The organism is Mangrovimicrobium sediminis (genome assembly GCF_004745945.1).
In the GTDB taxonomy this organism is placed as follows: domain Bacteria; phylum Pseudomonadota; class Gammaproteobacteria; order Pseudomonadales; family Halieaceae; genus Mangrovimicrobium; species Mangrovimicrobium sediminis.
The window spans coordinates 76700-89986 of record NZ_SRLE01000013.1; the positions used below are offsets into that span (position 1 = coordinate 76700).

The following is a 13287-nucleotide window of genomic DNA, read 5'->3' on the forward strand; positions in this document are numbered from 1 at the left end:
TGAACAGCGGCAGGAACATACCTTGATCAAGAGTCTCGTCGGGCGACTGACCGGCAAGCCCACGGCGGAGTCAACGCCCCAGCCGGCGCCGGCCAAGGCGCCCAAGCCCGCAGCCAAGGAATCCGCGCGGGCGCCGCGCAAGGAAAAAGACAGCGCAGCGCGCGAGGCGGCCCCGTCCGCCGAGCAGCAGGCGTCTTCCGGCTCCGGCCGGCGGCGCAAGCGCCGCAAGCAACCCTCGCCGGCACAGGCGCAGGCTGCCTGGAGCATCGACCAGTTCGCGGTGGAGCCGGAAGAGGGCAAGACCCGCTTTCATGACCTCGGCCTGGACGAGCGCATCATGCACGGCATCGCCGACCTCGGCTTCAAGTTCTGCTCGCCGATCCAGGCCGCGGTGCTGCCGCACACCCTGCAGGGCAGCGACGCCATCGGCAAGGCGCAGACCGGTACCGGCAAAACCGCTGCCTTCCTGATTACCATTTTCAACGACCTGCTGGCTAACCCGCCGGAGGGTGAGCGCTTCATCGGCGAGCCCCGCGCGCTGGTCATCGCCCCGACCCGGGAACTGGTCATGCAGATCGCCGCGGACGCCGACGACCTGGCCAAGTACACCGGCCTCAAGGTGGTCACCCTGATCGGCGGCATGGATTACCAGAAGCAGCTCAACCGCCTGCAGCGCGATGTCGTCGACCTGGTGGTGGCGACCCCGGGCCGCCTGCTCGACTTCATGGGTCGGCGCGACCTGTTCCTGGACCACGTCGAGGCGCTGGTACTGGACGAGGCCGACCGCATGCTGGACATGGGCTTCATCCCGCAGGTGAAGCGCATCGTGCGCGCCGCGCCGCGCAAGGAGCATCGGCAGACCCTGCTGTTCTCGGCGACCTTCACCCAGGACATCATCAACCTGGCCCAGCAGTGGACCTACGAACCGGTGAGCGTGGAGATCGAGCCCGAGCACGTGGCCACCGACACGGTGGACCAGAAGGTGTACATGGTGACCTCGGAAGAGCGCTACCGGGTGCTGAATAACCTGCTGCGCCGCGAGGACGTCACCAGCGTGATCATCTTCGCCAACCGCCGCGACCAGGTGCGCCGCCTGCACGAGCGCCTGCGCAAGTCGGGCTTCGCCTGCGGCATTCTCTCCGGCGAGATTCCGCAGGCCAAGCGCACCAAGACCCTGGAGCAGTTCAAGAGCGGGGAGATCAAGGTGCTGGTGGCCACGGATGTCGCCGGCCGCGGTATTCACGTCGACGGCGTCAGCCACGTGGTGAACTTCAATCTGCCAGAGGACCCGGAGGACTACGTGCACCGTATCGGCCGCACCGGCCGCGCCGGCGCGTCGGGCACCTCTATCAGCTTTGCCAGCGAGGACGACGCCTTCCTGCTGCCAGACCTGGAGGCGCTACTTGGCGCCCCGCTGGTCTGCACCCACCCGCCGGCGGAACTGCTGGCCTGATCAGCGCCGCGCCGGGGCGGACACCGCCCCGCGCGTCGGGTCGAGCTCGCGGCACCACAGCAGTGTCGCGCCCACCACCGCCGCCGGCACCACGAAGAAGTTGACGATGGGGATGCCGGTGCACAGCGCTACCGCGCCGCCAAATCCCATGGACGACAGGCGCCGGCTGCGCACCGCCTCCTTGACCTCGGCGAAGGGCAGCTGGTGGTTGTCCATCGGGAAATCGACGAACTGGATGGACATCATCCACGCCCCGAGCAGGAACCACAGCAGCGGCGCCACCGTGTTCACCACCGGCACGAAACTCACTACCAGCACAAAAACTGCCATCGGCAGGTAGTAAAGCAGTTTGCGCAACTCGCGCAGGATGCCGCGCGGCACCATCAGCAGCGCCGCCCCCAGGCCCTCCAGCGCCTCGACCTCGCGCCCGGTGATCAACTCCTCGGCCTTCTCCGCCAGCAGCCCGTTGAACGGCGAGGCGATCAGCAGTGCCACCGCAGTGAAGGCGTAGCCCGTCGCCAGGCTCAGGGTCAGCCCCACCAGCGGCCACAGCACCCAGCGCACGAAATCCAGCCAGTCGGGAATGCCCGCCAGCCAGCGGTCCATGAGGTCGCTGATCCAGGCCAGCGTGAAACCCAGCAGGGAGCCGAAGATCAGGATGTTGATGACCAGCGGCACCAGCACAAAGGGACGCAGGCGCGGGTGGCTGAGCATTTTCGCGCCGTCCACCAGGTAGCCGACGCCGCCGACAAGATTCCCTTTCACCTTACAGCCCCTCGGTCACGCCGGCGCAATCCGGACACAGGCAGCGCGTCATTTCCTCGCCCTCGGGCAGCGCCGCCAGTGCCTGAGCGCTGATCGCCACCCGCTGGCACCAGCAACTCTCGGCCGGTTGGCCGGCGGCGATGGCACAGCGATTTTCCGCCGCACACAGGGGGCAGCGGTCGCCGGGCTGGGAATGGGTGTTGGTCTGCCGTTCGCGCATAAGTAGGCGCTATAATAGCGCAGGCTGGAGGATGTGTACGGTGAACGACGACGAAGAGCGCCTGTTTCTCGACGAGATGTCGGGCGTGGTGCCCCTGAAACGCGAGCCGCGGGTACGCCGCGACACCCGGCGGCAAGCCGATGGCGAATCCGCCGGCCGCCGCCGCGAGGCCGCTGTGGCAGGTCCCGCCAGCGACGGCAACCCGCTGTCCGACGACGACCGCTTTGTCGAACCCCTGGACCCGTGGTATGTCCTCGACTTCAAGCGCCCGGGCGTGCAGAACGGCGTCTACCGCAAACTCCGCCAGGGCCGCTACCCGGCCGACGCCCGCCTCGACCTGCACCGCATGACGGTAGCCATCGCCCGCCGCGAACTCTACGACTACATCCGCGAATGCCACCGCCTGGGCCTGCGCTCGGTGATGGTCATCCACGGCAAGGGCGAGAGCCGCGCCCAGCGAGAGCGCTGCTCGATCCTCAAGGGCTACGTCAACGCCTGGCTGCGGGAGCTGGAGGTGGTGCAGGCCTTCCACAGTGCGCAGCCGCAGCATGGGGGGACGGGGGCGGTGTACATCCTGCTGCGCAAGAGTGAGGCGCAGAAGCAGGCGACGCGGGACAAGTTCTCGAAGGGGCGGGTGCCGTACGATTCGGGGTCCTAGCATTTACCCCCGCTCGAAGAGCTCTTTGGTCCTGGCGTAATCCCACCGGCCCGCTCGCGTGATCCCGCGATGTCGGGACTGGCGAAAAGCGTACATCCCGTTGCAGGGTCGGGCTCGCTCGACGAGCTCTTTGGTCCTGGCGTAATCCCACCGGCCCGCTCGCGTGATCCCGCGATACCGGGACCGCCAAAAAGCGTACATCCATGTACAGGCTCGGGCTCGGCCATCCATGGCCTCGCACGCCCCGGTATCGCGGGATCACGCGAACGTGCCTCTTGTTGGATGCGAATTCTTGATCATTGCTAGCTGAAGGGCCGGGTGACTTCTTGCTCTGGGGCTGAAATTGTCACGGCAACGGCAACGGCAACGGCAACAACGGCTATCCTTCGCTGAACCACGACGAGCGTGCCGCAAGACCCTGTCCTTGAACTTTGACCCCGGAAGAGGTTTCCGCTCGATAGTCCCCCGCCAGAAAACGTCCGAGGCCATGGATGGCCGAGGCCGAGCTGCCATGGATGGCGCTTTTGCGGTTTTCTGGCGGGGGACTATCGAGCGGGAGCCGTGCGCGCAGGCCCGAACTCAAGCTAACGCCGCGCACGGGAAGCCCAAGCTCAAACTGGAGCCGTGCGCGCAGGCCCAATCTCAAGCAATAGACGTGCGCGCAAGCCCGGAAGGAACTCAGCGTTCGGCCCCACCGGTGCCGAGCGTCCAGCCAACCCGGCAATGCGGCAGCCACACCGGCAGCCAAAGACCGCCTGGCCGCGAGCCAAAACGACCCGATGCGCGTCAGGCCTTACGCGTCTTCTTGGGGTGCTTGCGATCCGGATAGCAGGTCCGGCAGATCTCGCAGACGCGGCCGTCGCAGCCGCGTGCGGTGCAGAACTCGCGGCCGTAGTAGATGATCTGCAGGTGCAGCCGGTTCCAGGCATCGCGGGGGAACAGGCGCTTCAGGTCGCGTTCGGTTTGCACCACGCTCTTGCCCGAGGTGAGGCCCCAGCGCTGGGCCAGGCGGTGGATGTGGGTGTCCACCGGGAAGGCCGGTTCGCCGAAGGCCTGGGACATGACCACGCTGGCCGTCTTGTGGCCGACGCCCGGCAGTTGTTCCAGGGCTTCCATGTCCTGGGGGACCTCGCCGTCGTAGTCTTCGACCAGGATTTCCGACAGGCGCTTGATCGCCTTCGCTTTCTGCGGGGAGAGGCCGCAGGGGCGGATGATCTGCTGGATTTTGTCGACGTCCTGGCGCGCCATGTCGCGGGCGTTGTCGGCCAGGGCGAACAGGGCCGGGGTGACCTGGTTGACGCGCTCGTCGGTGCACTGGGCGCTGAGCAGCACCGCGACCAGGAGCGTGTAGGGGTCGCTGTGGTCCAGCGGGATCGGGGTTTCCGGGTACAGCGACTGCAGTTTGTCGAGGATGTACTGGACGCGCTCGGCTTTCAGCACCGTCAGGCCCCCATGCGCTCGAGGCAGCCGACCATGCGCCGGGCGGCTTCCACGCACTGGGCGATGTCGGCGACCAGGGCCATGCGCACGCGGTTGTCTCCGGGGTTGCCGGCGGCGGTGTCGCGCGCCAGGTAGCTGCCGGGCAGTACCGTGATGTGTTCCTCGGCAAAGAGGCGGCGGGCGAAGTCCGTGGCCGGCTCCGGGGTGCGCGGCCACAGGTAGAAGCCGGCGTCGGGCATGGCGACGTCCAGGTGGCCGTCGAGTATCGACAGCACCGCCTCGAATTTCTCGCGGTAGCGCAGGCGGTTCTGGGCGACGTGGGCCTCGTCCTGCCAGGCGGCGACGCTGGCCACCTGGTGGTGCGGCGGCATAGCGCAGCCGTGATAGGTGCGGTACAGGGCGAAGCGCTCGAGGATGTCCGCGTCGCCGGCGACGAAGCCGGAGCGCAGCCCCGGCAGGTTGGAGCGTTTGGACAGGCTGTGGAAGACCACGCAGTTGCGGTAGTCGTTCTCACCCATGGCGGCGCAGGCCTGCAGCAGGCCCGGTGGCGGCAGCGTTTCGTCGAAGTAGATTTCGGAATAGCACTCGTCGGAGGCGATGATGAAATCGTGTTCGCGCGCCAGGCGCACCAGTTGCTGCAGGCGCTCCAGCGGCAGTACCGCGCCGGTCGGGTTGCCCGGGCTGCAGATGTAGAGCAACTGGCACTGGCGCCACTGGTCCTCGCTGATGCTGTCGAAGTCCGGCTGGTAGGCGCTGGCCTCGGTGCAGTTGACCAGCAACAGCTGCGCGCCGGCGAGCAGGGCGGCGCCCTCGTAGATCTGGTAGAAGGGGTTGGGCGAGATCACCAGCGCATCGCTGTCGCGATCCACCACTGCCTGGGCGAAGGCGAACAGGGCCTCGCGGGTGCCGTTGACCGGCAGCACCTGGCGCTCGGGATCGACGCCGGGGAGGTCGAAGCGCTGCTGCAGCCAGGCGGCGATGGCCCGGCGTAGCTTGGCCGAGCCGCGGCTTACCGGGTAGGTGGAGAGCGCATCGAGATTGGCTGACAGGGCATCGAGCACGAAGCGCGGCGCCGGGTGCTTGGGTTCGCCGATGGACAGGGCGATGCCGGACTTGCCGGCCGGCGCTTCCAGGTCGACGAACAACTGGCGCAGTTTTTCAAACGGGTAGGGCTGCAGTTTTTCCAGGTCGGGATTCATCTGCGCGGACTTCCTCAGGCGCTGGCGGATTCATCCAGTTCTTCGCGGATGGCCTGCTGCAGGGCCGCGCAAAGTTCGGGGTCGGTAATTGGTTGCTGGTCCTGGTCGGTGATGAAGAACACGTCCTCGACGCGTTCGCCCAGGGTCTGGATCTTGGCCGCCTCGAGTTCGATGCCGAAATCGACAAAGATGCGGGCGAGCCGCGCCAGCAGGCCGGGGCGGTCGGGTGAGCGCACTTCCAGCACCGAGTAGTGCTTCACCGTGTCCACCGTCATGCTGGTCTCGGTGGGGATGGAGAACGAACGCTTGCGCCGGGTGAGGCGCCGCCGTACCGGCTCGATCGCGCCCTCGGTTCCCAGTTCGTCCGCCAGGTAGGACTTGATGTGCTCCAGTCGCGCGGGGTCGTCGGCGATGGCGTGGCCGTCGGAGCCGAGCACGAAGAAGGTGTCCAGGGTCATGCCGTCGTTGGCGTTGTAGATGCGCGCGTCGTGAATCGACAGGTCGAGAATCTCAAGCAGCGCACAGATGCGCGCGAACAATTGCGCGCTGAAGTGCGCGTGGATGAAGATCTGTGTGGTGTTGGCGACGCTGGAATCCACGCTGGAGCGGATCAGCACCAGCGGCTTGCTGCGATCGAAGTGGCCGGCGATCGCCTCGGTGTGCCAGGCGATATCCTCGGGCTTCTCGCGCAGGAAGTAGTCCTCGCCGCGCTCCTGCCAGATGGTCTCGATCTCCTCGGGGGTGAAGCCGCGGTACTCCAGCAGGTCCTTGGCCGCATCGCGCGCCTCGTCGATCCACACCTGCTTGTCGACCGGGTTTTCCAGGCCGCGGCGCAGGGCGCGCTTGGTCTCAGTGAACAACTGGCGCAGCAGGCTGCCGCGCCAGGCGTTCCACAGGGTCGGGTTGGTGCCGTTGATGTCCGCCACGGTCAGCGCGAACAGGTAGTCCAGGCGCACCTGGTCGCCGACGTGATGGGCGAATTCCTGGATCACGTCCGGGTCCGAGATGTCCCGGCGCTGGGACACTGCAGACATGGTCAGGTGGTTTTTCACCAGCCACACCACCAGGTTGGTCTCGCGCTGACTCAGGCGGTGCTGTACGCAGAACTCCTCGGCGTCCACCGAGCCCAGTTCCGAGTGGTCGCCGCCGCGACCCTTGCCGATGTCGTGGAACAGGCCGGCCAGGTAGAGCAGTTCGATTTTTGGCAGGCGTGAAACCACGCGGCTGGTGACCGGGAAGCGCTCGAAGAATTCCGGAATCTGGAAGCGGCGCATGTTCTCGATGACTTCCAGCGTATGCGCGTCCACCGTGTAGGCGTGGAACAGGTCGTGTTGCATCTGGCCGACGATACGCCCGAAACCGGGGATGTAGCGGCCCAGTACCCCGTAGCGCACCATGCGCTTGAGTAACCGGGTGAGGCGGTGGGGCGAGCGCAGGAAGTCCAGGAAGATATCCTGGCAGGTTTCATTGGCGCGGAACTCGTCGTCGATCACGTGCAGGTTGTGGCGCAGCAGGCGCACTGTATCGGCGGCGATACCGGTGGCGTTCTCCTCCCGGGCACACAGCAGGAACACCTCGAGCATGGCCGGCGGATACTCGCCGAAAACGTTGTCGTGGCGCGCCGCGACGTAGCCGTTGCGCAGTTCGAAGCGCGCGTTGAGTTCGCGTACTTCGACCACGCCGTCGCGCATCAGGATGGCCTGCTCGAAGTGCTGCACTAGCACTTCGTTGAGCATGCCCAGCGCCTGGGCCCAGCGGTAGTAGACCTGCATGAACTGCTCGACCGCCAGCTTGTCGCCGTCCTCGAAGCCCCACATGGCGGCGAGGCGGCGCTGGTGGTCGAACAGCAGTCGGTCCTCCTCGTGGTCGGTGATCATGTGCAGTGCATAGCGCACGCGCCACATGAATTCGCGGCCGTCCTCGAGGATTTTCATGTCCTCCTCGGGCAGGAAGTCCCGCTCGGGCAGTTCCGCCAGCGAGTGCACGCCGAACTGGCGCTCCGCCAGCCAGCCGATGGTCTGCAGGTCGCGCAGGCCGCCGGGGGAACTCTTGACGTTGGGCTCGAGGTTGTACTCGGTGTCGGCGTACTTGTGGTGACGGTTGTTCTGCTCCTCGATCTTGGCGTGGAAGAACACGTCGTAGGGCCACATGTGTTCGGTGCCGGTGCGCTCCCAGACCGCGTCCATCAGCGCCTGCGGCCCGCGCAACACACGCCCCTCCATCATGTTGGTGAGGATGGTGAGATCGTCGCGCGCGGCGTTGACGCACTCGTCGACGGTGCGCACGCTGTGGCCGATATGCAGGCCGATATCCCACAACAGGGTGAGGAAGCTGGAAAGTCTCACTTCGCAGACGCCGCAGTCCTCGCCGAGCAGGACCAGCAGGTCGATGTCCGAGTGTGGCTGCAGTTCGCCGCGGCCGTAACCGCCCACCGCCACCAGCGCCATGTCCAGGGTCTGGAAGTCTTCGCGGTCCCACAGCAGGCCGAGGATCTGGTCGATGTAGGCGGCGCGCTGGCGAATGAGCACGCCGGCGTCTTCACCCTGCTGGAAGCGCTTGTGCTGGCGCGCGGTGGCTTCGCCGATGGCGTCCTTGCAGACCTGGATGACGTTGGTATCCGGCGCGGACAGCCGCGCCGCAAACGCCTGCACGTCGAACACGTCGCTGGGCAGGTTGGCAATGGGCAGGTTCACGGGAGCGTCCTAGAACGTGTCGTCCGAGCGGCGGGTGAAAACCTCGCAACCGTCGGCGGTCACGCCCAGGGTGTGTTCCCACTGGGCCGAGAGGCGGCCGTCGCGGGTGGTGACGGTCCAGCCATCTTTCTGGTTGAGGCGGGTGTGGCGGCGCCCGGCGTTGATCATCGGCTCGATGGTAAACGTCATGCCCTGCTCGAGGCGCAGGCCGCTGCCCGACTTGCCGTAGTGCAGGACCTGCGGGTCCTCGTGGAACACGCGGCCAATGCCGTGGCCACAGTACTCGCGCACCACCGAGTAGTAGTTCTTCTCCGCGTGCTCCTGGATCACCGCGCCGATATCGCCCAGGGTGGCGCCGGGGCGCACCACGTCGAGGGCGCGGTACAGGCACTCCTGGGTAACCCGGATCAGGCGCTGCGCGTGCGGCGCGACCTCGCCGACCTCGACCATGATGCTGCTGTCGCCGTGGTAGTCGTCGAGGATCACGGTGACGTCGATGTTGACGATGTCGCCGTTCTTCAGTTTCTTGCTGTCCGAGGGAATGCCGTGGCACACCACCTCGTTGACCGAGGTGCAGATGGAGCGGGGGAAACCGTGGTAGTTGAGCGGGGCGGGTATGGCCCCCTTGGCCACGATGTAGTCGTGGCAGAGGCGGTCCAGTTCGCCCGTGGTGACGCCGACCGCAACATGCGGTTTGATCATTTCCAGTACTTCCGCGGCGAGTGCGCCCGCGGCGCGCATCCGCTCGAATTCCTCGGCTGTCTTGATGGTTACGCCCATGCCCGTCCTGGTGCTCGATAACACTTTGATAATCAATAAAAAATTGGCGCTCGCAGGGGGTTCTGAGGGCGCCGGGGGAGGCACATTCTACCCCATGGCAGGCCCGCAACGGTAACACCCACGTAACACAGGGAGATTTTTTGCCTTTATCCGTGCCTTTGCCTGTGGTATAAAGCGCGCCTCATTTTCGGGGCAGACCACGTCTGGCCGGCCTCGCAGGTGAGCAACCAACGACGCACACATGCCGCAACCCGCCCCAGGGTGCCGCCGCGCCGCGAGGCCCGGAGGTTTGGACGCGGGGGTATGTGGAGGACTAACCCATTACAAGGTAATGAAACTATGTCGCAAGTAAGCATGCGCGAACTGCTGCAGGCAGGCGCACACTTCGGTCACCAGACCCGCTACTGGAACCCCAAGATGGACCAGTACATCTTCGGTGCCCGCAACAAGATCCACATCATCAACCTCGAGCACACCGTGCCGGCCTTCAACGAAGCGCTGGATATGGTCAAGCGCCTGGCCTCCAACAAGAACAAGATCCTGTTCGTCGGTACCAAGCGTGCCGCCGGCAAGATCATGAAAGAGCAGGCGGAACGCGCCGGTATGCCCTACGTCAGCCACCGCTGGCTCGGCGGCATGCTGACCAACTACAAGACCATCCGCGCCTCCATCAAGCGCCTGCGTGACCTCGAGACGCAACAGGCCGACGGCACCTTCGCCCGCCTGACCAAGAAAGAAGCCCTCATGCGCACCCGCGACATGGAGAAGCTCGAGCGCTCCATCGGCGGTATCAAGGACATGGGCGGCCTGCCCGACGCGCTGTTCGTGGTTGACGTAGACCACGAGCGCATCGCCATCACCGAGGCCAACAAGCTAGGTATCCCGGTTATCGGCATCGTCGACACCAACTCCGATCCGGACGGCGTCGACTACGTCATCCCCGGCAACGACGACGCGATCCGCGCGATCAAGCTGTACGTCAGCGCCGTGGCCGACGCCTGCCTGGCCGGCCGCGCCGATGGCGGCGAAGCCGTCGCCGCCAGCGACGAGTTCGTCGAGGTCGAGGAAACCGGCGAGGCCAGCGAGGAAACCGCCGAGTAATCGAACTGCCCGGCGTTGCATCAACTGTAACGCCGGGCGTCCAGACTGATCCCGGCGCCCCCGCAGCCGGGTTTTTTATTTCCAGAATCGAGTTCCGGGATTGCAAAGGAGAACGAGCAATGTCAGCAAAACTGGTCAAAGAATTACGCGAGCGCACCGGCCTGGGTCTGCTGGAGTGTAAAAAAGCACTCGCGGCCGCCGACGGTGACATCGATGCCGCCATCGAGGAACTGCGCAAGTCCAGCGGCATGAAAGCCGCCAAGAAAGCCGGCCGCACCGCCGCCGACGGCGTGGTCGCCGCCCGCGTTGCCGATGACGGCAGCTACGGTGTGGTGATCGAGGTCAACTCCGAGACCGACTTCGTCGCCCGCGACGCCAACTTCCTCGGCTTCGTCGAGAAAGTCCTGGCCGCCGCCTTCTCCGCGCGCAGCGAAGATGTCGCCGCCCTGATGGAAGGTGAACTGGAAGCATCGCGCGAAGCGCTGGTACAGAAAATCGGCGAGAACATCGGTGTGCGCCGCATCAGCGTGGTCACCGCCGAAGCTGGCGTGGTTGGCGCTTACGTGCACGGTAACAACCGTATTGCGGTACTGGTCGAGCTCAAGGGCGGCGACCAGGACCTGGCCCGCGACGTCGCCATGCACGTCGCCGCGGTCAACCCGCAGGTGGTGTCCCAGGCCGACATGCCCGAGGAAGTGATCGCCAAGGAGAAGGAAATCTACACTGCCCAGGCGCAGGAATCCGGCAAGCCGGCGGAGATCATCGAGAAGATGATCGAGGGCCGTGTGCGCAAGTTCCTGGCTGAGAACTCCCTGGTCGAGCAGCCCTTCGTCAAGGACCCCGACGTCAAGGTCGGCAAGCTGGTCTCCGCGGCCGGTGCCGAGGTGGCTTCCTTCGCGCGCTTTGAAGTGGGCGAGGGCATCGAAGTGGAGAAAGTGGACTTCGCCGACGAGGTCAAGGCCCAGCTGGGCGGCTGATCCGTCAGCGCAGTGCTATCGAAACGGGGCTTCGGCCCCGTTTTTCGTTTTGGGCCGCAGCGTCGGTGCGTCAGTCCGGATGGTAGCGAAAACCGATGCCGAGTTTCGGCGGATAGTAGGACGGCGCGCTGCGATCGATCTGCACCGAAGGGTAGACGATGTTCAGGCGCAAGCGGATACGGTCGTCGCGGAACAGGCCGTCGTCCAGTCTGGCGGGCATGGCGTAGGCTGTAGCGGGGCCGGCGGTCGCGCTACCGAAGTCGGTTGCGGGCCCCAGTCGGTAGCCGTGGATTGCCCCGAAACCGGTTTCCAGAGCTGTTGCGCCATCCCGTGTAACTGCAGGATCTTCCAGCGTGAAATCGCCGATGTCGGCGTGAAAACCCGCACCCGGCGTCCACGCCGCCGCACTCGCTTCGGGATCGGCCTGTACCATTGCTGCCAGAGCGAGAAAGGCCAGCGGGCAGTTGAAAATCCATTTCATCGGGTGTGACTCCCGGCAGGTTCGCTTTCCGCCTTTTTACCACTGCAGCAGCACCACCGGGCGGTTGGGTTGGGCTGGCGCCCATGTATAATTGCCCAAAATCGCAACTGTCTTCAACATTATGTCCCGAGACGAAATCGACCACATCCCCTCCATCGTGCCCACCCGCGACATCGACCAGCCGACTCGTCCGCGCAGCGGCGGCAGCGCCTCGCGCGGGTCGACACGGGCCCCGGCGGGCAAACCGCCGGCCAAGGGCGGCAGTGGTCTTCTCGCCCGCCTGTTCATCACGGTCGCGCTGGTCGTGGCGGCGGTCGCCTGCGCCTGGGCCTGGCAGTTGCAGCAGCAATTGGTAAGCGCGCAGTCTTCGCTCGAAGACTACGCCGGCCGCATCGCCGACCTGGAGGCGCGGCTTTCGGATACGGACGAGGGCATGAACGAGAACGCCGCGGTACAGGCGGCCAAGATTCGCGAACTCGACTCGGAAGTGCGCAAGCTGTGGGACAACGTCTGGAAGCAGACCAAGGAGCGCCTGGCCACCCTGGAAGTCGCCAGCAAGTCCCAGGCGGGCAAGGTGGCGGCCAACGAAAAAACGGTCGGCGCACTGCAAGCCAAGGTCTCCGGCGCGGAGAGCGACCTGAAAAAACTCAACAGCGTGGCCGGCGACCTGTCGCGCCTCGCGGCCAGCGCCAAGACCAACCAGGCGGAGGTGGAGCGCGTCGCCGATGCCCTCAACCGCCTCGAACTGGATCTGGCCAAGCTCAACCGGCAGGTGGAGAGCAACGCCGAGGGCATCAAGTCCACGGATGCGTTCCGCCGGCAGGTGAACAGCAGTATCAACAACATCGAGGCCTCGATTCGGGCGCTGCAGGCTCAGCCTTCGCTTTGAGTGCGGCCGTCTGGGGAGAGCTACCTTGACCGGCCACTCCTGAACCGGTTCGCCAGCCCGTCTCTGGGTGGCACTGTCTCGATTTTTCCATCGGTCTACTGATAGCGAACAGGCGGTTGATCCACGATTGATCGCCGTCTTGCGAGATGGTGATGTTGGATCGGGTATGGATCGCCGACCCGAAGCACGGTCAGCCCCGCCCGGGAACCGCAAAAGCGCCGTCCATGGCAGCTCGGCCTCGGCCATCCATGGCCTCGGACGTTCCCGCGCGGGGCTGACCGCGCTTCGGTCCTACCATCGGACTCCTGGTTGAGTTTTACGCTCGTTCTCGACCTTCTCGACCTTCTCGACCTTCTCGACCTTCTCGATCTGGAACTTGCACGCCTATTCGGGACGGTGTCATTCGCGATGGCCAAACTGTGTTCGTCGCGTCCCTCTGTCTGTTGAGATTATCCCCGCCGATTGAGCCGTGCTTCCATTTCGTCGGCAGGGAATACACCGGAACCGGCCAGTGAACGCTGTCGCCGGATTCAGGAACGTCCGAGGCCATGGATGGCCGAGGCCGAGCTGCCATGGATGGCGCTTTTGCGGTTCCTGAGTCCGGCGACAGCGTTCACTGGCCTGCAGCAAG

The 13287-nt window shown here is 65.5% G+C and carries 12 protein-coding genes; 5 read left to right on the plus strand and 7 right to left on the minus strand.

What is annotated here, in order from left to right:
• The first annotated feature begins 280 nt into the window (after nt 1-280).
• Entirely contained in the window at nt 281-1453 is a 1173-nt protein-coding gene (gene rhlB / locus E4634_RS18015) for an ATP-dependent RNA helicase RhlB (RefSeq protein ID WP_434783510.1), read from the plus strand.
• On the opposite strand, the gene cysZ is transcribed toward rhlB, so the two are convergent.
• Entirely contained in the window at nt 1454-2218 is a 765-nt protein-coding gene (gene cysZ, locus E4634_RS18020; RefSeq protein WP_135446060.1) for a sulfate transporter CysZ, read from the minus strand. It abuts the gene before it with no gap.
• A gap of 1 nt (nt 2219) precedes the next feature.
• Nucleotides 2220-2438 (minus strand): cysteine-rich CWC family protein, encoded by a 219-nt coding sequence (locus tag E4634_RS18025; RefSeq protein ID WP_135446061.1) that lies wholly within the window; start codon nt 2436-2438, stop codon nt 2220-2222.
• A 40-nt stretch (nt 2439-2478) separates the two neighbouring features.
• Between E4634_RS18025 and smrA the strand changes: the two genes are divergently transcribed.
• Nucleotides 2479-3096 carry a DNA endonuclease SmrA gene (gene smrA, locus E4634_RS18030; RefSeq protein ID WP_135446062.1) on the plus strand — a complete coding sequence of 206 codons (618 nt, stop codon included), beginning with the start codon at nt 2479-2481 and terminating at the stop codon, nt 3094-3096.
• 786 nt (nt 3097-3882) lie between these two features.
• Here smrA and nth read toward each other — a convergent pair.
• Genes nth through map form a run of 4 tightly spaced genes read right to left on the minus strand, consistent with a single transcriptional unit; the run spans nt 3883 to nt 9208 of the window.
• Nucleotides 3883-4536 (minus strand): endonuclease III, encoded by a 654-nt coding sequence (nth, locus tag E4634_RS18035; RefSeq protein ID WP_135446063.1) that lies wholly within the window; start codon nt 4534-4536, stop codon nt 3883-3885.
• 2 nt (nt 4537-4538) lie between these two features.
• Nucleotides 4539-5735: a succinyldiaminopimelate transaminase gene (gene dapC, locus E4634_RS18040; protein ID WP_135446064.1), complete on the minus strand. Its 1197-nt coding sequence runs from the start codon at nt 5733-5735 to the stop codon at nt 4539-4541.
• Between the two features lie 14 nt (nt 5736-5749).
• Nucleotides 5750-8428, minus strand: a complete 2679-nt coding sequence (glnD, locus tag E4634_RS18045; protein ID WP_240725238.1) for a [protein-PII] uridylyltransferase — start codon at nt 8426-8428, stop codon at nt 5750-5752.
• Nucleotides 8429-8437: 9 nt separating this feature from the next.
• Complete coding sequence (gene map / locus E4634_RS18050; protein WP_135446065.1) at nt 8438-9208, minus strand: type I methionyl aminopeptidase; 771 nt, start codon at nt 9206-9208, stop codon at nt 8438-8440.
• Nucleotides 9209-9547: 339 nt separating this feature from the next.
• Between map and rpsB the strand changes: the two genes are divergently transcribed.
• Both rpsB and tsf read left to right on the plus strand, forming a co-directional pair.
• Nucleotides 9548-10309 carry a 30S ribosomal protein S2 gene (gene rpsB, locus E4634_RS18055; protein ID WP_135446066.1) on the plus strand — a complete coding sequence of 254 codons (762 nt, stop codon included), beginning with the start codon at nt 9548-9550 and terminating at the stop codon, nt 10307-10309.
• A 119-nt stretch (nt 10310-10428) separates the two neighbouring features.
• Nucleotides 10429-11286: a translation elongation factor Ts gene (tsf, locus tag E4634_RS18060; RefSeq protein WP_135446067.1), complete on the plus strand. Its 858-nt coding sequence runs from the start codon at nt 10429-10431 to the stop codon at nt 11284-11286.
• A 70-nt stretch (nt 11287-11356) separates the two neighbouring features.
• Here the strand turns inward: tsf and E4634_RS18065 are convergent, their stop codons facing one another.
• Nucleotides 11357-11767 carry a hypothetical protein gene (locus E4634_RS18065; protein ID WP_135446068.1) on the minus strand — a complete coding sequence of 137 codons (411 nt, stop codon included), beginning with the start codon at nt 11765-11767 and terminating at the stop codon, nt 11357-11359.
• Nucleotides 11768-11888: 121 nt separating this feature from the next.
• Between E4634_RS18065 and E4634_RS18070 the strand changes: the two genes are divergently transcribed.
• Entirely contained in the window at nt 11889-12656 is a 768-nt protein-coding gene (locus E4634_RS18070; RefSeq protein ID WP_240725239.1) for a hypothetical protein, read from the plus strand.
• The last annotated feature ends 631 nt before the right edge of the window (nt 12657-13287 follow it).